At 67.8% G+C, this 20265-nt stretch carries 14 protein-coding genes; 11 read left to right on the top strand and 3 right to left on the bottom strand.

Annotation, left to right across the window (positions count from 1 at the left end; genetic code table 11):
• Positions 1 to 390 precede the first annotated feature (390 nt).
• On the top strand, positions 391 to 4035 hold the full coding sequence (locus tag AC1RQF_RS12160; RefSeq protein WP_492872138.1) for a YadA-like family protein: 3645 nt from the start codon (positions 391 to 393) through the stop codon (positions 4033 to 4035).
• Between the two features lie 473 nt (positions 4036 to 4508).
• Here AC1RQF_RS12160 and AC1RQF_RS12155 read toward each other — a convergent pair whose 3' ends face one another.
• Positions 4509 to 5423: a glutaminase gene (locus tag AC1RQF_RS12155; RefSeq protein WP_273998316.1), complete on the bottom strand. Its 915-nt coding sequence runs from the start codon at positions 5421 to 5423 to the stop codon at positions 4509 to 4511.
• A 758-nt stretch (positions 5424 to 6181) separates the two neighbouring features.
• Here AC1RQF_RS12155 and AC1RQF_RS12150 point away from each other — a divergent pair.
• Both AC1RQF_RS12150 and AC1RQF_RS12145 read left to right on the top strand, forming a co-directional pair.
• A complete protein-coding gene (locus AC1RQF_RS12150) occupies positions 6182 to 6889 on the top strand; it encodes a response regulator (RefSeq protein ID WP_252987566.1) in 708 nt (235 codons plus the stop codon).
• A gap of 216 nt (positions 6890 to 7105) precedes the next feature.
• Entirely contained in the window at positions 7106 to 8221 is a 1116-nt protein-coding gene (locus AC1RQF_RS12145) for an ATP-binding protein (RefSeq protein ID WP_273997943.1), read from the top strand.
• A 60-nt stretch (positions 8222 to 8281) separates the two neighbouring features.
• On the opposite strand, the gene AC1RQF_RS12140 is transcribed toward AC1RQF_RS12145, so the two are convergent.
• Positions 8282 to 10681 (bottom strand): patatin-like phospholipase family protein, encoded by a 2400-nt coding sequence (locus AC1RQF_RS12140; protein WP_492872131.1) that lies wholly within the window; start codon positions 10679 to 10681, stop codon positions 8282 to 8284.
• A 299-nt stretch (positions 10682 to 10980) separates the two neighbouring features.
• Between AC1RQF_RS12140 and AC1RQF_RS12135 the strand changes: the two genes are divergently transcribed.
• The 5 genes from AC1RQF_RS12135 to AC1RQF_RS12115 all read left to right on the top strand — a co-directional run bounded on the left by AC1RQF_RS12135 (position 10981) and on the right by AC1RQF_RS12115 (position 16839).
• Entirely contained in the window at positions 10981 to 12015 is a 1035-nt protein-coding gene (locus AC1RQF_RS12135) for a rod shape-determining protein (RefSeq protein ID WP_273997944.1), read from the top strand.
• 148 nt (positions 12016 to 12163) lie between these two features.
• Entirely contained in the window at positions 12164 to 13360 is a 1197-nt protein-coding gene (gene zigA, locus AC1RQF_RS12130; RefSeq protein ID WP_273997945.1) for a zinc metallochaperone GTPase ZigA, read from the top strand.
• Positions 13361 to 13625: 265 nt separating this feature from the next.
• Positions 13626 to 15848, top strand: a complete 2223-nt coding sequence (locus AC1RQF_RS12125; RefSeq protein WP_273997947.1) for an amylo-alpha-1,6-glucosidase — start codon at positions 13626 to 13628, stop codon at positions 15846 to 15848.
• Between the two features lie 90 nt (positions 15849 to 15938).
• Positions 15939 to 16190: a hypothetical protein gene (locus tag AC1RQF_RS12120; protein WP_273997948.1), complete on the top strand. Its 252-nt coding sequence runs from the start codon at positions 15939 to 15941 to the stop codon at positions 16188 to 16190.
• A 145-nt stretch (positions 16191 to 16335) separates the two neighbouring features.
• Complete coding sequence (locus tag AC1RQF_RS12115) at positions 16336 to 16839, top strand: 2-thiouracil desulfurase family protein (RefSeq protein WP_492872130.1); 504 nt, start codon at positions 16336 to 16338, stop codon at positions 16837 to 16839.
• Positions 16840 to 16859: 20 nt separating this feature from the next.
• On the opposite strand, the gene AC1RQF_RS12110 is transcribed toward AC1RQF_RS12115, so the two are convergent.
• A complete protein-coding gene (locus AC1RQF_RS12110; RefSeq protein ID WP_273997951.1) occupies positions 16860 to 17300 on the bottom strand; it encodes a GNAT family N-acetyltransferase in 441 nt (146 codons plus the stop codon).
• A 284-nt stretch (positions 17301 to 17584) separates the two neighbouring features.
• Between AC1RQF_RS12110 and AC1RQF_RS12105 the strand changes: the two genes are divergently transcribed.
• The 3 genes from AC1RQF_RS12105 to AC1RQF_RS12095 are packed head-to-tail and all read left to right on the top strand — an operon-like array spanning position 17585 to position 19474.
• The gene (locus AC1RQF_RS12105; RefSeq protein ID WP_273997953.1) at positions 17585 to 18058 is read left to right on the top strand and encodes a VOC family protein; all 474 of its coding nucleotides are present in this window, start codon (positions 17585 to 17587) and stop codon (positions 18056 to 18058) included.
• On the top strand, positions 18055 to 18738 hold the full coding sequence (locus AC1RQF_RS12100) for a glutathione S-transferase family protein (RefSeq protein WP_492872129.1): 684 nt from the start codon (positions 18055 to 18057) through the stop codon (positions 18736 to 18738). The genes AC1RQF_RS12105 and AC1RQF_RS12100 overlap by 4 nt, the downstream gene beginning before the upstream one ends.
• A 25-nt stretch (positions 18739 to 18763) precedes the next feature.
• Positions 18764 to 19474 carry a DUF899 family protein gene (locus AC1RQF_RS12095; RefSeq protein ID WP_273997957.1) on the top strand — a complete coding sequence of 237 codons (711 nt, stop codon included), beginning with the start codon at positions 18764 to 18766 and terminating at the stop codon, positions 19472 to 19474.
• The last annotated feature ends 791 nt before the right edge of the window (positions 19475 to 20265 follow it).

Below are 20265 nucleotides of genomic sequence, written 5' to 3'. Positions count from 1 at the left end.
GGTATTTCGTCGCTGTCGACGGGTTTGTCGACAACGAATAGCACGGTCACGTCGTTGTCGACATCGACGTCGACGGGTCTGTCGTCGGCGAACAGCTCGATCACGTCGTTGTCCACTTCGACGTCAACCGGTATTTCGTCGCTGTCGACGGGTTTGTCGACAACGAATAGCACGGTCACGTCGTTGTCGACATCGACGTCGACGGGCTTGTCGTCGGCGAACAGCTCGATCACGTCGTTGTCCACTTCGACGTCAACCGGTATTTCGTCGCTGTCGACGGGCTTGTCGACGACGAACAGCACGGTCACGTCGTTGTCGACATCGACGTCGACGGGCTTGTCGTCGGCGAATAGTTCGATTACGTCGCTGTCCACTTCGACGTCGACGGGCCTGTCGTCGGCGAATAGTTCGATTACATCGCTGTCCACCTCGACGTCGACGGGCTTGTCGACGACGAACAGCACGGTCACGTCGTTGTCGACATCGACGTCGACGGGCCTGTCGTCGGCGAACAGCTCGATCACGTCGCTGTCCACTTCGACGTCGACTGGTATTTCGTCGCTGTCGACGGGCTTGTCGACGACGAACAGCACCGTCACGTCGTTGTCGACGTCGACGTCGACGGGCTTATCGTCGGCGAACAGTTCGATCACATCGCTGTCCACTTCGACATCGACCGGCATTTCATCGCTGTCGACGGGCTTGTCCACGACGAACAGCTCTGTTACGTCGTTGTCGACGGGCTTGTCGACGACGAACAGCACGGTCACGTCGTTGTCGACTTCAACGTCGACGGGCTTGTCGTCGGCGAACAGCTCGATCACGTCGCTGTCCACCTCGACGTCAACCGGCATTTCGTCGCTGTCGACCGGTTTGTCCGCGGCGACCAGTTCGATTGTTTCCTTGTCCACAGTGACGAACAATCTGGGCAGCAGCACGGCTTCGGCACTGGGTGGGGGCGCAGCCTACAATCCGGCGACGGGAACGATCAGCGCCCCTGCCTATACGACGTACAACGCGAACGGAACGACAAGTACGGCCAACAATGTCGGTTCAGCGATCGACAATATCAACAGCCAGGGAATCAAGTACTTCCACGCCAACTCTTCTGCGTCTGACAGTCAAGCGCTGGGAGCGAACAGTGTGGCGATCGGCCCGAACGCAGTGGCGAACAATGCCGGCGATGTGGCGCTGGGGAGTGGTTCGGTGACGGCTGCGTCGAACCCGACGGCGACGGGTACGATCGGAGGCGCGACGTACAACTACGCGGGGACGAATCCGACGAGCGTGGTGAGCGTGGGTGCTGCGGGTTCGGAACGTCAGATCACGAACGTGGCTGCGGGGCAGGTGACGGCCACGAGCACGGACGCGATCAATGGATCACAATTGTTCGCAACGAACACGGCGATCAACAGCTTGTCGACCTCGACGTCGACCGGTATCTCGTCGCTGTCGACGGGCTTGTCGTCGGCGAACAGCTCGATCACGTCGCTGTCCACTTCGACGTCGACCGGTATTTCGTCGCTGTCGACGGGCTTGTCGACGACGAACAGCGCGGTCACATCGTTGTCGACGTCGACGTCGACCGGCATCTCGTCGCTGTCGACGGGCTTGTCGACGACGAACAGCACGGTCACGTCGTTGTCGACGTCGACGTCGACGGGCCTGTCGTCGGCGAACAGCTCGATCACATCGCTGTCCACTTCGACGTCAACCGGTATTTCGTCGCTGTCGACGGGCTTGTCGACGACGAACAGCACGGTTACGTCGTTGTCGACTTCAACGTCGACGGGTTTGTCGACGACGAACAGCACCGTCACGTCGTTGTCGACGTCGACGTCGACGGGCCTGTCGTCGGCGAACAGTTCGATCACGTCGCTGTCCACTTCGACGTCAACCGGTATTTCGTCGTTGTCGACCGGCTTGTCGACAACGAGCAGCACGGTCACGTCGTTGTCGACTTCAACGTCGACGGGCCTGTCGTCGGCGAACAGCTCGATCACGTCGCTGTCCACTTCGACGTCAACCGGTATCTCGTCGCTGTCGACCGGCTTGTCGACAACGAACAGCACCGTCACGTCGTTGTCGACTTCAACGTCGACGGGCCTGTCGTCGGCGAACAGCTCGATCACATCGCTGTCCACTTCGACGTCGACCGGTATTTCGTCGCTGTCGACCGGCTTGTCGACGACGAACAGCACGGTCACGTCGCTGTCCACCTCGACGTCGACCGGCATCAGCTCGCTGTCCACCGGCCTGTCGTCGACCAACAGCACGATCGTGTCGCTGTCGACATCGACGTCAACCGGCATCGGCTCACTGTCCACCGGCCTGAGCACCACGAACAGCTCGGTATCGTCGCTGTCCACCTCGACGTCGACCGCGATCAATGCCGTGAAGACGCATTACTTCAGCGTCAACGATGGCGGCACGCAGCAGGCCAACTACAACAACGACGGCGCCACGGGCATCAACGCCCTCGCCACCGGCGTGAACGCCAGCGCGGCGGGCGCCAGCAGCGTCGCGGTCGGCAACGGTTCGAACGCGCAGTCGGCAGGCGCGGTCGCGATCGGCCAGAACGCATCGGCAACGGGCGGCACGGCCGTGTCGATCGGCTCCGGCAATACGGCAAGTGGCGACGGCGCGGTGGCGATCGGCGACCCGAGCGTCGCGACGGGTACCGGCGCGCTAGCGATGGGCGCGAACGACACGGCGACCGGTAACGGCGCAGTCGCGCTCGGCAACGCGAATACGGCCAACGGCGCCAGCGCGCTCGCCCTCGGCAGCTCGAACCAGGCCACCGCGGACAACACGATCGCACTGGGCAATCAGTCCACGGCCAGCGCTGTCGGCGCCCAGGCCTACGGCTCGAGCGCCACGGCAAGCGCCGCCAACGCACTTGCATTCGGTTCGAACGCCACCGCGAACGTTGCCAATTCGATCGCACTCGGCGCGAACTCGGTCACGAGCGCCGCGAACCCGACGTCGAGCGCCACGATCGGCGGAGTCACGTATTTCTTCGCGGGCAGCACGCCGGCCGGCGTGGTCAGCGTCGGGGCACCGGGCCAGGAGCGTCAGGTCACGAACGTCGCCGCCGGTCAGATCTCGGCCACGAGCACGGATGCGATCAACGGCAGCCAGCTCAACGCGACGAACAACGCGGTCAACGCGCTGTCGACGTCCACCGCGTCGAACGTCGCGTCGCTGTCGACGGGCATCAACTCGCTGTCCACCGGCCTGAGCACGACGAACAGCTCGGTATCGTCGCTGTCCACCTCGACGTCGACCGCGGTCAGCTCGCTGTCGACAAGCCTGAGTGCGACCAACAGCAACGTCAACTCGCTGTCGACGTCGACCTCCACCGGCATCGGCTCGCTGTCCACCGGCCTGAGCGCGACGAACAGCAACGTGGCTTCGCTGTCGTCCGGCGTGACGAACATCAACAACACGCTGAACTCGCTGTCGACGACGATCAACAACAACAACAACGCCCGTTCGGCGAACAACGGCAGCATTGCTGCCGACATGAACGGAACCGGCAGCGATGTGCCGAAGGTCACCGCCGGCTCGAACTCGGTGGCGATCGGCGCGAACTCGACGGACGGCGGCCGTCAGAACGTGGTATCGGTCGGCAGCGATACGCAGCAGCGCCAGATCATCAACGTTGCGCCGGGTACTCAGCCGACCGATGCCGTGAACCTTCAGCAACTCAACGCCAGTGCGAACAATACGTTGAATCAGGCAAACAACTACACGAACAGTCAAGTTCAGAGCCTTCAAAACAACATCAGTTCGGTAGAGAAAGACGCGGATGGCGGGGCAGCGGCTGCAATGGCAGTGGCCGGCCTGCCTCAACCGACGCGTCCCGGGATGAACATGGTGGCGTTGGCCGGTAGTGTTTATCGCGGTCAATCGGGCCAGGCGCTTGGACTTTCCAGGGTCTCAGAGAATGGGCACTGGGTGTATAAGGGCGCTGTCACCACGAATACGCGAGGCGCATACGGTGTGGTGGTAGGTGGAGGGTACCAATGGTAAGCCGAGGTCCGGTCGGGATTCGCTATATGCGATGCATCGCATATAGCGAATAGGTATCGTCAGGTTGCCGTCGAAGTCGGAAATATCATGGGGCATGAGGTCTCTGTGCTGCCGTCGGCCAAGGCACTCGTGTCGTTCAAGGGCTAATTTGCAGGGCGGTTTGGTTGTGCCGCTGTTTCCGCCGAGCCAGCGCGTGGTAGAAGGCATGCGATCCATCATCGGCGCCCTTTGTCTGGTATTTCGGTTCTCTGGATGGAGTGGGGAGGGCGTGGCGTGCCGGACGATGTGAGAAGCGACGCACGTCGGACGTGAGCAACTTCGTCGCCCCTTCCGAAATGGCCGCTACCGGGCAAGGCCGGGGCTGCGTTGGGTCGATTGCTGCCGATGAACGAGTTCCACATTGAGCGCGCCAATGCGCGTTGATATCAATCTGCCGCCGTTGCGCCAAATGAGGCGGGCTCAATTTCGCCGCCTCAAAAAATCGACCGCCCCGAATATGTCGTCAACCACTCCAGCGCCAACGTCCCCGCCAGCGAATTCCCATTCGAATCGAGCCCCGGCGACCACACGCACACCGCCATCTCCCCGGGCAGCACCGCGACGATCCCGCCGCCCACGCCGCTCTTCGCCGGCAGCCCGACGCGGTAGACGAAGTCTCCCGCCGCGTCATACGTGCCGCAGGTCAGCATCAACGCGGACAGCCGCTTCGCGGAACTCGCGTCGATGATCCGCTCGCCGGTGACCGGCGCGACGCCGCCGTTCGCGAGGAACAACGCGGCCTGCGCCAGCTCGACGCAGTTCATCGTGATCGCGCATTGCCGGCAGTACGCGTCGACCACCACCTCGGGCGGCATCTGCATGTTGCCGAAGCTCGCCATGAAGTGCGCCATCGCGCGATTGCGCTCCGCGTGCTGCAATTCCGATTGCGCGACGCGCGAGTCGTAGTCGATGTCGGTGACGCCGATCAGCCGCCGCACGAATTCCACGAGCGCCGTCTCGGCCCGCACGAAGCGGCGTGCGAGCACGTCGGTGACCACCAGCGCGCCCGCGTTGATGAAGGGATTGCGCGGCTTGCCGCGCTCGCTTTCGAGCTGCACGAGCGAATTGAACGCGTTGCCCGACGGCTCGCGGCCGACCCGGTCCCACAGCTCGTCGCCGAGCAGCTGGAAGGCGAGCGTGCAGGCGAACAGCTTCGAGATGCTCTGGATCGAGAAGCGCTCGCGCGCCGCGCCGACCGTGTGGACCCCGCCGTCGAGCGTGACGATCGCCATGCCGAAACGATCGGCGGGCACCTTCGCGAGTTCGGGGATGTAGTCGGCGACGCGGCCCGCGCCGATCCAGGGCGCGAGTTCAGCGTGGATGCGTTCGAGGATCAGCTGGTAATTCAGATCGGCGGTCATGCAGGCGAAATCAACGGGGCGTAGCGGAGGCGGACCGGCGGCACGCCCTTGTCCGCGAACGGATGCGGCGGGAGCGTGGGCCGGAGGCCGCGATCGAGACGGGGTGCGGCGGTCGAGGCCGCCGCGCCGCGCGGGCGGCAACCCGCATCTCGAAAACGACCGCATGATACTACAGCCGCCCGGCCCGTCAGCCGCGCTGGGCAAGGGCCGGCCGGCCGGCGCGGCGCGAGGGGAGGCGAGCGACGGCCGAGCGGGGCGGGCCCCGACGTCATCCCGACGGACCGCGTCGCGCGCGGCGGCGCGCCTCGTCGTCCCGGCGCCCGCCCGTCGGCAAGGAAAATTGTGCAACACGTCGCGTTTCCGGCCGGAGAAATCCAGCCGCGACCGTCCGTCGCGGCATCTGTTTCGAGACGTCGGGCCGCGATCGTGCGTCGCATGCGGATAGCGCCCAATCCCGCCCGGCGGGCCTCCCGCCCGGGCGGTCGATGTTCCGTCCCCATCATTTGCCGCGTTCCGGACGCGGTTTCCGCCCAAAATCCGCCGGCAGGCGAGGATCAAAAATGAGATAGTCTCAGTCGATTTTTGTGTTCTATCCCACCCCCTTTTTCGCGGAATGTATGCGCGGCGGCACCGGCCACGCGTATCATGCGAAATATTTCGGGATATTACGCCGATCATCAGAATGCCCAATGGGCGTTGCGTCCCGTTGTTTTTGTTGAACTCTTGCCTGTATCGACCGACCGCCCATGCCTTTCCGGATTCTTCTCGTCGAGGACGACAATCGTCTGTCGACGCTGATCGCGGGCTACCTGCGCAAACATGACTATGAAGTCGAGACCGTGCTGCACGGCGACGAGGCCGTGCCCGCGATCCTGAGCGGCCAGCCGGACCTCGTGATCCTCGACGTGAACCTGCCCGGCAAGGATGGTTTCGAGATTTGCCGGGAGGCGCGCGAGCACTACGATGGCGTGATCATCATGGTGACCGCGCGCGACGAGCAGTTCGACGAACTGCTGGGCCTCGAATTCGGCGCGGACGACTATGTGCACAAGCCGGTCGAGCCGCGCATCCTGCTCGCCCGGATCAAGGCCCAGCTGCGCCGCGCGCCGGTGCGCCAGGCGGAGACGGCGGCGCAGCCCGAGAGCTATACGTTCGGCAAGTTTTCGATCAACCGCGCGAACCGGACGGTGCGGCTGCCCGACGGCAGCACGCCGGACCTGACCTCCGCCGAGTTCGACCTGCTGTGGGCGCTGGTGTGCCACGCGGGCGAGGTGGTGAGCCGCGACGACCTGATGCTGCAACTGCGCGGCGTGGAGTTCGACGGGCTGGACCGCACGATCGACGGCCGAATCTCGAAGCTGCGCCGCAAGCTGCGCGACGATGCGGGCAGCCCGCAGCGCATCAAGACGATCCGCAGCAAGGGCTACCAGTTCAGCAAGCACGCCTGGGAGTAAAGCGGGGATGGCCGGCGGCCGGGCCGCGCGGCTGGCCCGCGCCGCGTCGTTACATAAATCGACACAGTTGGCAGGTAAGTTGACATCATTGCCGCGAATTGATGTCTATCATTCAATAATTCCGCTTTTTGCGTCCTTCCGTGCCGGGTTCGCGCCCGGCATCGCGCCGTCGTCCCGCTCCTCCCCGCCGTTCCGGATGCCCGCCCGCCCAAGACCATGAACAGCAGCCACGCCCCTCGTCTTTCCCCGCTGCGCTACTGCAAGTGGCGCTGGCTGAACTTCCGCCGCTCGTGGACCGACATGCGGGCCGACCGGATCCCGAGCTGGTCGCGTCTGTACGTGCGGACCTACCTGCACCTGATCGGCGTGGTGCTGCTGACGACGCTGGTGCCGGTGCTCGCGCTGTGCGTCGTGCTGACGCCCCGCGTGGTGTGGCGTGCCTATGAGACGCTGCCGGGCGGCGCGCTGCTGATCTTCCTGTTCGTCGCGGTGACGCCGGCGCTGGCCGCGTACCGGTGGATGCGGCCCGTGTGGTCGGATCTCGTGATGGTGCGCGAGCGCGCGATCGATTTCAGCGGCGGGCGCTTCAACACCCGCGCGCGCGAGTCGCACAGCGTGATCATCGGGCCGCTCGCGCGCACGCTGAACGCGCTCGCGATGCGCATGGAGCGGCTGATCGCCGCGCAGCGCGACCTGACCAACGGCATTTCGCACGAGCTGCGCACGCCGCTCGCGCGGGTGCGCTTCGCGCTGGAGATCCTGCGCGAGCCGGGCTCGGCGCGGGACTACCAGAACGCGCTCGACAGCATCGCGCAGGACGTCACCGAGCTGGACGAGCTGATCGACATGAGCCTGACCTACGCGCGGCTCGAATACAGCTCGCTGCAGTCGAACCTGGAACAGACGGTCCTCGCCGCGTGGTTCGAGAACCAGGTCAACGACGCGGCGCTGCTGTACGCGAACATCGCCATCGAGTCGCGGATCGGCATCGCGCGCGAGCTGCGCGTGCGCATGGACAAGCGGCTGATGTCGTACGCGATGCGCAACCTGCTGCGCAATGCGAGCAAGTACGCGCAGTCGCGGATCGTCGTCGGCATCGAGATGCGCCACGGCAACATCGAGATCTATGTCGAGGACGACGGCCAGGGCGTGCCGGAAGCGCAACGCGACCGGATCTTCGAGGCCTTCGTGCGGCTCGATCGTCATACCGCGGGTTACGGGCTCGGGCTCGCGATCACGCGTCAGGTGCTGCACGCGCACAACGGGCGGATCGCGGTGGTCGACCCGCGCGTGCTGCCGGGCGCGCGCTTCGAGATCAGCTGGCCGGTGTGAGCGGCGGCGGGCAGCACCCGCCGCACGCCGCGCACCGCACGCGGCCTGTCGCGCCAGTCGTCAATACGTCCGGCCCAGCTGGAAGTACAGGTTGCGGCGGCCGGCCGGCGCGAGCGCGATCCCGATGTAGAGCGGCCCGAACGACGTCGTGAGGCTGGTGAAGAGCGTATAGCTCTGCTTGAGCGCGCCGCCGCCCACCCGCTCGCCGCTCGACCAGACATTGCCGACCTCCGCGCTCGCGCCCAGATACAACGCCTTGATCGGCGACGCGTTGAACGTCATCAGCTGATTCATGTAGGTGACCTGCCCGTAGACGAGCGAGTCGCCGTTCAACTGGTCCGCCGCGTAGGCGGCCAGGTGTTGGAAGCCGCCCAGCGTGAAGTCGAAACTGTTGAAGACGTTCGAACTGCCGCCGAAGGTTTTGCCCGCCTCGACGCCGGCGCTCACGCTGTGGCGTCCGAATTGCCGCGCGATCATGGCTTTGCCGCGCACCTCGGTATAGGGCGTGTTGTCAGTGCTCGGGCCGGCGTAGGCATCATCGGTGGTCGTGCTGGTGGCGAGCGAGTGCTCGACCCGGACCTCGGTAAAGTAGCCCTGGCGCGGGAACAGGTGATCGTCGAGCTGATCGATCACGAGCCGCGCGCGCGCGGTCAATGCTTGTGACGTGAACGGCGAGAAGAGGTCGAAGAGCTGATAGTTCGGCACGGCGGAGCCGTGTGCATAGGCGAGGCCGATGCGGAAGTCGCCGAGCCGCCCGATCGGCACGCCGAAGTCGATGCCGACGCGTTGCGTGCGAAGCCGGTACTGGTTGAGCTTTAAATCGCCGCTTTCGTCGTAGACGTTCGCGAAGCGCCGTTCCACTTCCGCATACGGCGCGACGTAATAGCCGCCGCGTTCGGTCAGCGGCTGGCGCAGCTCGACGTGGGCCGATTGCAGGTCGCTGCCGAGCGTCGTGTCGGCGCGGAACTCCAGCCCCGACTGGGTGAGCCACGGCCGCCGGTAGCCGACGTGCAGGCGGAACCCGCCGACGTCGCTGGAGCTGCTCGACAGGCCCAGCCCGAACAGCAGGAAGTTCGGCCCCCAGTACTTCTCGCGCGCGTCGATCACGAGCTTGTGGCTGTCGCCGTCGTTGACCACCTGCTGCGAGACGCTCTCGAAGTTGCCGCTCGTCGTCAGCGTGAGCAGATCCTGGCTGACCGACTTCGCGTCGTAGATGTCGCCGGGGTGGACGTGCAGCGCATCGGTGACGACCCGCTTCGGCACCGGGCCGTTCATGCGGACGTCGATCGAGGTGATGCGCACCGGCTCCTGCGGCGGCAGCGTGTGCGCGGCCTCATAGGACGCGTACTGCTCGGGTGTCAGCTGGTATTGCAGCAGCTTGGGCAGCGCGGCCGTCGCGGCCGCCGCGCCCGCCGAGATCGCCCGCGACGCGGTCTGGAAATCGGTGAAGCTCAGCGCGCCGAGCGCCGGCTGCAGCAGCACGTCGTCGGCGCCGAGCTGCGCGCGCTGGGCCGACACGTTCTGCCGGATCAGAATCCCGATCATCTGCTGCATCACGTCGGCGGGCGACGCGAGCGCGTCGAGCGGCCGCAGCTGCGAGCCGATGTCGACCGCGATCACGACCTTCGCGCCCATCGCGCGCGCCGTGTCCACCGGCAGGTTGCTGACGAGCCCGCCGTCGACCAGCGTGCGGCCGTCGATATCGGCGGGCGCGAACAGGCCGGGCAATGCCATGCTCGCGCGGATCGCGAGCGGCAGCGAGCCGTGGTCGAGCACGACCATCTGGCCGGTGCGCAGGTCGGTCGCGATCGCGCGGTACGGGATCGGCAGCTGGTCGAACGGCTGGTTGGCCGGCACGGCCGCCGTCCAGTTCGCGAGCAGCGCCTGCAGGCGGTTGCCCTGCACGAGCCCGGCCGGCGTCTTGACGCCCTTCGTGCCGAAGCCGATCGTCAGCGCATCGGCATAGACCTGTTCGTCCTCGCGCTGCGACTGCGGGAGATCCGCGCGGTTGGTCACGTCGAATGCGATGTCCGCGAGGTTGATCTGCGACAGGCGCTTTTCCATCTCCGCCGCATGCATGCCGCTCGCATACAGGCCGCCGACCACGGCGCCCATGCTGGTCGCGGCGATGCAGTCGACCGGGATGCGGTTGTCCTCGAGCACCTTCAGCACCCCCAGGTGCGCATAGCCGCGCGCGCCGCCGCCCGACAGCACGAGGCCGATCGGCGGCCGGTTCGCCGGGCCGCCGTCCGGGGAGCAGGAGACGTTCGTCGTCGGCACGGGGACCGCCGCGGCCGCGGGGGCGGGCATCGGAATCGGCACGGACGCCGGCACGGACGCCGCGACGGGCGGCAGCGGCTGGGCGAGGGCAGGGAATGCTGTTGCGCAGCAGAACAGGACGGCGGCGAAGCGCTTGCCGGCGCGAGGATTCTGCCGACCGCGTGGGGCGTGCACCGTCATCGTTGTGGTTCGGGGGTGGTCGGACAACCGCGAGGCGGTCGGGAATTCGTGCAAAACCGCAAGGTTACCGTGTTTTGAGCCGGAAAGAACCAACAAAATCTCCGTGACAGACTGTGGACGGGGATGAGCGAACCGTCGCCAATATTTTGGGGAAAATATTCGAAATCACCTAAAGTATTGGTGCATGCTGCCGCTAAGCGCTTAACAGTCGCCGTCCGGCGCGAGAGACCGGTGTTACGACGACCCGGCGTCCCCCGCATAGACCTTCCACCGGTTCGTTCGTCCGTAGAGGCTTCATCATGTCGACCCCCCTTCTCGGAAGGCTGTTCGCGCACAACATCGCGGTAGACCTGGGCACCGCGAGTACGCTCATCTATGTCCACAATCGCGGCGTGGTGCTGAACCAGCCGTCCGTGGTGTGTTTCCGCAAGCCCGGCGGCGCGGTCGACAAGGCGCGCGTCGAGGCCGTCGGCGACCAGGCGAAGGCGCTGCTCGGCCGCTCGCCCGAGCATCTGCAGGCGGTGCGGCCGCTGCGCCACGGCGTGATCGCAAACTACAACGCGGCCGAGCAGATGATGCGTCAGTTCATCGACATGTCGCGCACGCGCGCGCTGTTCGGCCGGCGCGCGGAGTTCACGATCTGCGTGCCGTCGAACGCCACGGCGGTCGAGCGGCGCGCGATCCGCGAGGCGGCCGCGGCGGCGGGCGCCTCCAAGGTCACGCTGATCGGCGAATCGCTGGCGGCGGCGTTGGGCGCCGGGCTGCCGGTGACGGACGCGGTCGGGTCGATGGTGGTCGATATCGGCGGCGGCACGACCGAGGTCGCCGTGATCGCGCTCGGCGGCGTGGTTTACCAGGAAGCGATCCGGGTGGGCGGTGATCAGTTCGACGCGGCGATCGTCAATCATGTGCGCAACCTCTATGGCGTGCTGCTTGGCGAGCAAACGGCCGAGCACGTGAAGAAGATCATCGGCACGGCGAGCTACGGCGTGCCGCGCGAATCGATGCATGCCGTCGGGCGCAGCGTCGAGGACGGGCTGCCGCGCACCATTGAGCTGACCAACCACGACATCGCCGACGCGCTCGCGGCGCCGCTCAAGCAGGTGGTGGGCGCGGTCAAGGGGGCGCTCGAGAATGCGCCGCCGGAGCTGATCACCGATATCGCGCACCGGGGCGTGGTGCTGACGGGCGGCGGCGCGCTGCTCGCGAACCTCGGCAAGCGGCTGTACGACGAAACCGGGCTCCTGGTGCGCGTGGCCGACGAGCCGCTCAGCTGCGCGGTGCGCGGCGCGGGTCAGGCGATGGGGCGCCTGCAGACCGAGGCGGAGGCCTGACGGGCCGGCCCCGGCCGCCCACCGGGGCGATGCGCCGCGCGGCGCTGATATCCGAGGCCCGTCGAGCGCGATCGAAATGATATGTTATATCATTTCGATTCGAGGCCAGCCGTTTGCCGCCGCGCCTCGCCACACGAGGGCCGTCCCCATGCAACAGCTTCCCGTCACCGTGCTGTCCGGCTTTCTCGGCGCGGGCAAGACCACGCTGCTCAATCACGTGCTGAACAATCGCGAAGGGCGGCGGGTCGCCGTGATCGTCAACGACATGTCGGAAGTCAACATCGATGCGCGTCTGATCCGCGACGGCGGCAGCGCGCTGTCGCAGGTCGACGAGCGGCTGGTCGAGATGAGCAACGGCTGCATCTGCTGCACGCTGCGCGAGGACCTGTTGGTCGAGATCGGGCGGCTCGCACGCGAGCAGCGCTTCGATTACCTGCTGATCGAGTCGACCGGCATCTCCGAGCCCTTGCCGGTGGCGGAGACCTTCACGTTTCGCGACGAGGCGGGGCGCAGCCTGTCCGACGTCGCGCGGCTCGACACCCTGGTCACGGTCGTCGACGCATTCCATTTCGCGCGCGACTACGGCTCGCACGACTTCATCGCCGACCGCGGCGAATCGATGGGCGACGCGGATACGCGCAGGGTGGTCGACCTGCTGACCGAGCAGGTCGAGTTCTGCGACGTGATCGTGCTCAACAAGACCGACCTCGTGACGGCGGACGAGCTGGCGCGCCTGAAGGGCGTGCTGCGCGCGCTGAACGCGCGGGCGCGGATCGTCGAGAGCCGGTTCGGCGCGGTGCCGGTCGACGAGGTGCTCGACACCGGCCGCTTCGATTTCCAGGCGGCGGCGCTGGCGCCGGGCTGGTTGAAGGAAATGCGCGGCGAACATATTCCGGAGAGCGAACAATACGGCATCACGAGCTTCGTGTACCGCGCCCGGCGGCCGTTCCATCCGCGCCGGCTGCACGACTGGATCCAGCGCGAATGGCCGGGCGTGGTGCGCTCGAAGGGCTATTTCTGGATTGCGTCCCGGCCGGAGGCGGTCGGCGAATGGTCGCAGGCCGGGGCGATTTCCCGGCACGGGCGCGCCGGCAGCTGGTGGGCGGCCGTGCCGGAAGAGGCGTGGCCGCGCGATCCGGACGCGCTCGCGCAGATCCGCGGCCGCTGGGACGACCGGTTCGGCGACCGGCAGCAGGAACTGGTGCTGATCGGCACCGGGATGGACGAGGCGGCGCTGCGCGCGGCGTTCGACGCCTGCCTGCTCAGCGACGCGGAACTGGCGCTGCCGGAATCCGCGTGGCGCGGCGGCGACGATCCGTTTCCGGATTGGCGCCGTCCGGCCTGAGCGCGCGGCGCCCGCCCGCGCGGATGGGAGGTCGGTGACCTGGGGTTGGCGGGATCGAGGGATCGGGCCGCATGCCCGTCGGGGCGGGCGGCTCGGACCATCAAGATCAACGGCGTCTCGACGGCCCGGCGGCGACGCGCGAAGCGCCACCCACGCGGTTTGCCGCACTGCGTCACCCGGGCGTCGCTGCGCGCCGCCCGGGTTCTGCCCTATGCTGTGCGGACCGGGCGCGCAGGTCGCGCGCCGCCACCGGACAGGAGCCGCAATGCCCAGCAGTCCCGCCGCCGATTCTTCCTCCCCCGCCGCGCAGGCCGACCTCAAGCCGGCCGCGCCCTTGTTCATCGCGCCCGAGCCCGATACGCAGAAGCCGGTGCGCGGCAGCCAGTTCGTGCTGAAGTCCGGCGACGCGTTCGTGGTCTGTGACGCGCTCGGCGACATCGGCGGTCACGACGACGGCCTGTTCGTCGACGACATGCGGGTGCTGTCGCAGTGGCGGCTCACGTTCGGCGGCCGTGCGCCGTCGCTGCTGTCGGGCGCGACCAGCGCCGACAACGCCTCCTTCACCGCGCATCTGACCAATCGCCCGTTGCCGCCGCTGGGCGGGCACGAGACGCCGGAGGGCGTGATCCACATCGAGCGGATGCGGGTGCTGGAAGACAACGTGCTGTACGACGGGCTCACGCTGACCAACTACGGCACGAGCGACGCCGAGGTGCCGCTGTCGATCTCGTTCGGCGCGGATTTCAAGGACATGTTCGAGGTGCGCGGCACCGCGCGCGAGCGGCATGGCGCGATCGCGCCGCCGTGCGTCGACGCGGGCGCGGTGCGGCTGGGCTATGTCGGGCTCGACGAGGTCGAGCGCACGGTGCGGATCCGTTTCTCGCCGGAGCCGGACGCGCTCTCGCCCGACCGCGCCGACTACACGCTGCGCATCGCGGCGCAGGCTTGCGTGTCGATCTATCTGACGGTCGAGGCGCGGGTCGGCGCGGCGGGCGCGACGGCCGCCGCGCGGCCGGCCGAAACGGGCGGACGGCCGGCGCTGCGCAAGGCGCTGGTGCGGGTGCACCGCGCGATGCGCGAGCGGCGGCGCGCGATGGCGCGGGTGCGCACCAGCAATCCGCTGTTCAACGCATGGCTCGACCGCTCGCTCGCCGACCTCGGGCTGCTGACGACGCAGCTCGACACCGGCCCGTATCCGTACGCGGGCATTCCGTGGTTCTCGACGCCGTTCGGCCGCGACGCGGTGGTCACCTCGTTGCAGATGCTGTGGCTGCAGCCGTCGCTCGCGCGCGGGGTGCTGCGCTTTCTCGCCGCGCATCAGGCGCGCGAGACCTCGGCGTTCCACGACGCCGAGCCGGGCAAGATCATGCATGAGTTCCGCCGCAGCGAGATGGCGGCCACGGGCGAGGTGCCGTTCGCGCTGTACTACGGCGGCGTGGACACCACGCCGCTGTTCATCGTGCTCGCGGGCGCCTATCTGGAGCACACCGGCGACCACGCGCTGATCGACGAGCTGTGGCCCGCGCTCGAACGGGCCGCGCAGTGGGTGATGCGCGTGTGCGACCGCAATCCGCACGGGCTGCTCGATTACCAGCGCACCTCCGAACGCGGGCTCGCGAACCAGGGCTGGAAGGACAGCCACGATTCCGTGTTCCACGCCGACGGGCGCTTCCCGGACGGGCCGATCGCGCTGGTCGAGGTGCAGGCCTACGCCTGCGCCGCGTTCGACGCGATGGCCGGGTTCGCGCAGCGGCGCGGCCACACGGCCGACGCGGTGCGCTACACGCAGCGCGCGCGCACCTTGCGCGAGCAGGTCGAGACGCTGTTCTGGATGCCCGAGGCGGATTTCTACGGGATCGCGCTCGACGGGCACGGCGAGCTGTGCCGGGTGCTGGCGTCGAATGTGGGGCACCTGCTGGCGTTCGGCCTGCCGGAGCCGGCGCGCGGCGAGGCGGTCGCGCGCGTGCTCGGCTCGGCGCTGTTCCAGACCGGCTGGGGTGTGCGCACGCTCGCCGCCGGCCAGCCGCGCTTCAATCCGATGGCGTATCACAACGGCTCGGTGTGGCCGCACGACAATGCGCTCGCCGCGCGCGGCCTCGCGCGCTACGGCGACAAGCGCGCCGCGATCGATCTGCTGCGCGCGCTGTTCGAGGCGGCGGTGAGCTTCGACATGCGCCTGCCGGAGCTGTTCTGCGGCTTCCCGCGCCGGCGCGGCGAGCCGCCCACCGCGTATCCGGTCGCATGCCTGCCGCAGGCGTGGGCGGCCGGCGCGCCGTTCATGATGCTGCAGGCGTGCCTGGGCGTCAGCGTGGACGCGGCGCGCGGCGAGGTGCGGGTCGAGCGGCCGGCGCTGCCCGAAGGGGTCGACTGGCTGCAGCTCGACGGCCTGCGGGTCGGCGACGAGAGCGTGTCGCTGACCTTCCGGCGGGTCGACGGCAAGGTGGTGGCGTCCGCCGAAGGGCGCGCGCGCGTGGTCGCGGCGCTGTAGCTTGCGCCAGGCCGGCCCGCGTTTGCGACCCCGGGCCTAGAATGGCGGTATCGCGCAGCCTCGCGCCCACCCGAACCAGGAGACTTCACCATGTCGAACGACCCGCAGCCCGACCGCGATCCGGCGCGCCTCGAACAGCTCGAGGCCGCGGTCGATCATCTGCATGAATCGCTGGCGTCGCAGCGCATCGCGGCCGGCGCGGCGAAGGGCATCCTGTTCAGCCTGGTCGAGACGCTCGGCGCGCTGATCGGCGATCCCGACCTGCCCGAGCACGCGCGCTCCGGCTACGAGGCGCTGCGCGACAAGGCGAGCGAACTGAAGGCCACGCTCGACCGGCACTGAGCCGGCGCCGCCGTTGCCCCGCCCGAGGGCGCGGCGGCAATCCCGTTTGGATTCAATGCGTTGCCGCGCGCGTGCGCAGGATATCCACATGCTTGTTAACAAAAACTGTTGATAACCGGGGCCGCGCGCCCCGGAGCCTCCCCCGATGACACCTCCCCGCATTCTGGTCAGCGCGTGCCTGCTGGGCGCGCCGGTCCGCTACGACGGTTCCCCGAAGACGCTGCGCCATCCGCTGCTCGCGCAATGGCAGGCCGAGAACCGGCTCGTGCCGATCTGTCCGGAGTGGGCGGGCGGCATGCCGACGCCGCGCCCGCCCGCCGAGATCCAGCGCGCGGCCTCGGGCGACGCGGTGCTGGACGGCGTCGCGCGGGTCGTCGACCTGGCGCGTCACGACGTGACCGAGGCGTTCGTCGCCGGTGCGCGGGCGGCGCTCGCGCTGGCGCGTGAACACGGTTGCCGTCATGCGCTGCTGACCGATGCGAGCCCATCGTGCGGCAGCCGCGCGATCTACGACGGTTCGTTCAGCGGCCGTCGCCACGACGGCGCGGGCGTAACGGCGGCGCTGCTCGCGCGGCACGGCATCGCGGTGTACGCGCAGCACGACATCGAGACGCTCGCCGCGCACTTGCAGCGCGACGCCGCCGGCTGAGCGGGCGCGGCCCGCGCCGTTCAGGCGGGGCGCGTGAGCAGGTACTCGGCGTCGACCTCGGCGGCGATCCGGAAACCGAGCCGTTCGTAGAGCCGCTGCGCAGGATTGCCCTTGAGCACCTTCAGCGAGACCGGCACGCGCTGCCGGTCCGCTTCGTCGAGCACGCGGCGCAGCACGCGCGCGCCGACGCCCTGCCGCTGATGCGCGGGCAGGATCTGAATCTGCATCACCACCCAACTGTCCGGCTCGCGGTACGCCTTCAGCAGGCCGGCCGGCGCGCCGTCGAGGCATACGATCTGCGCGTCGTCGAGCCGCGCGCGCACCCGCGCGGCGTGGCTCGCGGAGTCGGTCGGCTCGCCCGCGCGCAGCAGGTGCTCGGTCATGGTTGCCTCGCGCAGCGCGAGCAGGAACGGGAGATCGGCTTCGGTCGCCGGACGCAGCGTGACGGTGGCTTCGGGCATCGGAGAGGCGGGGCGCGTGCCCGGGCCGGGCGGGTTTCGGGAAAAGTGTGTCAGTTCAATGACTTGGCGGCCGCATGCGCAGGATATCCACATGGTTGCCAACAAAAACTGTGGATAACGTAGCGTGCCGGGACCAGACTGACAAGCGCAGTGGACGGCGGCGCAAAAAAATATCGGCGCGCATGTCGATTCGCGCCCGCGCCGCGCGTCGTAGGAGAGAACGCGCCGCCGCGCGGCGCGTTCGATTCGTGAACCGCTTACTTCCACCCGTCAGGAGCCCTGCCATGTCCAGTTCCGTCAAACCCATCCCGGAAGGGATGCATACGCTGACCCCCCACCTGATCTGCGACGGCGCCGCCGACGCGATCGCGTTTTACGTGCGCGCGTTCGGCGCGGTCGAGCTGAGCCGGCTCGACGCGCCGCAAGGCGGCCGCTTGATGCATGCCTCGTTGCGGATCGGCAATTCGGTGCTGATGCTCGCCGACAGCATGGAGGGCTGCGGCGTGCGCGATCCGCATGCGCTCAAGGGTTCGCCGGTGTTCCTGCACCTGTACGTCGAGGATGTCGACCGGGTGTTCGCGCAGGCCGTGGAGGCGGGCGCGACCGTCACGATGCCCGTCACCGACATGTTCTGGGGCGACCGCTACGGCCAGCTGCGGGACCCGTTCGGCCACGCGTGGTCGGTCGCGACGCATCAGCGCGACCTGAGCGCCGACGAGATCCGGGCCGGGATGGCGCAGATGGCGGCGCGCTCGTGAACGGCCGCGACGCCGGCGCGACGGGCCTGACGCTGTACGCGCATCCGTTCTCGTCGTACTGCCAGAAGGTGCTGGTCGCTCTTTACGAGAACGACACGCCGTTCACGCTTCGGCTGCTGTCGCAGGACGATCCGGACACGCTCGCGGCCTGGGCCGCGCTGTGGCCGCTCAAGCGCATGCCGGTGCTGGTCGACGGCGGCCGCACCGTCGTCGAGGCGACGATCATCATCGAACATCTCGGGCTCCACCATCCGGGGCCGGTGCGGCTCTTGCCCGACGCGCCGGCGGACGCGCTCGACGTGCGCGCGCTCGATCGTTTCCTCGACAACTACGTGTCGACGCCGCAGCAGAAGATCGTGTTCGACTGCCTGCGTCCGCCCGAGGCGCGCGACCCGCGCGGCGTCGCCGACGCGCGCGCGATGCTCGATACCGCGTACGCGTGGCTCGATGCGCGGATGGCGGATCGCGAATGGGCGGCGGGCGCGCGGTTCAGTCTCGCGGACTGCGGCGCCGGGCCGTTCCTGTTCTATGCTGATTGGACGCACCGGATCGATCCGTCGTTCGGGCATCTGCTCGCGTACCGGCGCCGCCTGCTCGCGCGGCCGTCGTTCGCGCGCGCGGTGGACGAGGCGCGTCCTTACCGGCCGTTGTTTCCGCTCGGCGCGCCCGAGCGCGATTGAGCGGTTTTCGAACCAGGAGACAGACATGACGCAACCCACAGCGATCGTGCCGGCCGTCGAGCTGGCGAGTCGCAATCCGATCAGGTTTCCGAATGAAAGCGCGGCCTACCGGCACGCGCGCAATGCGCTGCTGGCCGAGGAGATCGCCTTGCGCCGGCACATCGAGGCCGTCGCGGCGCAACGCCGCGCGCTGCCGCCGGGCGGCGCGGTGACGGGCGACTATCGTTTCGAGGGCGAACGCGGGCCGCTCGATTTCGCGGGGCTGTTCGGCGAGCGGACGACGCTCGTCGTCTACAGCTACATGTTCGGTCCGCAGCGCGAACGGCCCTGTCCGATGTGCACGTCGCTGCTCGGCGCATGGGCCGGCGAGGCGCGCGACATCGGGCAGCGCGTGGCGCTCGCGGTGGTCGCGCGCTCGCCGCTCGACCGGCTGGTCGCGGTCAAGGAGGCGCGCGGCTGGCGCGACCTGATGCTGTACACGGACCTGGACGGCAGCTACACGCGCGATTATCACGGGCTCGACGCGGACGGCGACGAGATGCCCGCGCTGAATGTCTTCACCCGGCGCGACGGCGAGATCCGTCATTTCTGGTCGGGCGAGATGGGATTCTGGACGGCCGATCCGGGCCAGGATCCGCGCGGCGCGCCCGACCCGATGCCCCTGTGGACCGTGCTCGACATGACGCCCGAAGGGCGCGGCGACGCCTGGTATCCGAAACTCGACTACCCGGATTGAGTGCGTGGCGCGCAGCCGTTGCCGCATTCGCGACGGTTCGGGGAAAAGCCTGCCGGATCAAGCGTTTGGGCCGCGCATGCGCAGGATATCCCCAGGCTTGCCAACAAAAATTGTGGACAACGCGGGCGGCCCGCATCGCGCCTTCGGCGGCGCGGCGCGTGCCGCCCGCTTGATCCGCGCATGAAAGACGAATCGCATCAATGAGTTAACCGGACGATGCGCAGGATATCCCCAGGCTTGCCAACATAAACTGTGGACAACGAAGGGCGGGCCGCCGCCGCACGCCGCGCGCGGCGGCGTTGCCGCGTGCGTGTCGCCGCGAGGAAAACCTTTTCTCGTCAATGTGTTGGCGTCGTCGTGCGCAGGATATCCCCAGTGTTGCCAACATAATCTGTGGAGAACTGAAGACCCTCGGCGGGCGGGAGAAGGGCGCGGTGCCGCGCATCTGACCCGGATCGAAACTCTCTTGCGCATCAAGGACTTGAGGCGGGAGTGCGCAGGATATGCACAAGCTTGCCAACAAAAACTGTGGACAACGCGCGGTGGTGCGTTCGCGCGTCACGACGCAGCATGGCGCGGCGCGCCTGCCGCATGCGTGATCCCGCGGGAAAAACTGAATGACGTCAAAGGCTTGCATGGGTGATGCGCAGGATATCCCCAATGTTGCCAACATATTCTGTGGAAAAGCCGGCGCGCGAGCGATGAGCGATGAGCGCGAGTCAAGCGAGTCAAGCGAGTCAAGCGAGTCAAGCGAGTCAAGCGAGTCAAGCGAGTCAAGCGAGTCAAGCGAG

The organism is Burkholderia sp. GW821-FHT14F03, assembly GCF_058803765.1.
The sequence above is the reverse complement of the archived record's forward strand: the minus strand, read 5'-3'. Positions and strand labels throughout refer to the sequence as shown.

What these genes read in the sequence shown, in the direction of transcription:
- AC1RQF_RS12150 (WP_252987566.1), top strand. Translation starts at nt 6,182, where the DNA reads ATGCCTTTCCGGATTCTTCTCGTCGAGGACGACAATCGTCTGTCGACG.
- AC1RQF_RS12145 (WP_273997943.1), top strand. Translation starts at nt 7,106, where the DNA reads ATGAACAGCAGCCACGCCCCTCGTCTTTCCCCGCTGCGCTACTGCAAG.
- AC1RQF_RS12140 (WP_492872131.1), bottom strand. Translation starts at nt 10,681, where the DNA reads ATGACGGTGCACGCCCCACGCGGTCGGCAGAATCCTCGCGCCGGCAAG.
- AC1RQF_RS12135 (WP_273997944.1), top strand. Translation starts at nt 10,981, where the DNA reads ATGTCGACCCCCCTTCTCGGAAGGCTGTTCGCGCACAACATCGCGGTA.
- zigA (WP_273997945.1), top strand. Translation starts at nt 12,164, where the DNA reads ATGCAACAGCTTCCCGTCACCGTGCTGTCCGGCTTTCTCGGCGCGGGC.
- AC1RQF_RS12125 (WP_273997947.1), top strand. Translation starts at nt 13,626, where the DNA reads ATGCCCAGCAGTCCCGCCGCCGATTCTTCCTCCCCCGCCGCGCAGGCC.
- AC1RQF_RS12120 (WP_273997948.1), top strand. Translation starts at nt 15,939, where the DNA reads ATGTCGAACGACCCGCAGCCCGACCGCGATCCGGCGCGCCTCGAACAG.
- AC1RQF_RS12115 (WP_492872130.1), top strand. Translation starts at nt 16,336, where the DNA reads ATGACACCTCCCCGCATTCTGGTCAGCGCGTGCCTGCTGGGCGCGCCG.
- AC1RQF_RS12110 (WP_273997951.1), bottom strand. Translation starts at nt 17,300, where the DNA reads ATGCCCGAAGCCACCGTCACGCTGCGTCCGGCGACCGAAGCCGATCTC.
- AC1RQF_RS12105 (WP_273997953.1), top strand. Translation starts at nt 17,585, where the DNA reads ATGTCCAGTTCCGTCAAACCCATCCCGGAAGGGATGCATACGCTGACC.
- AC1RQF_RS12095 (WP_273997957.1), top strand. Translation starts at nt 18,764, where the DNA reads ATGACGCAACCCACAGCGATCGTGCCGGCCGTCGAGCTGGCGAGTCGC.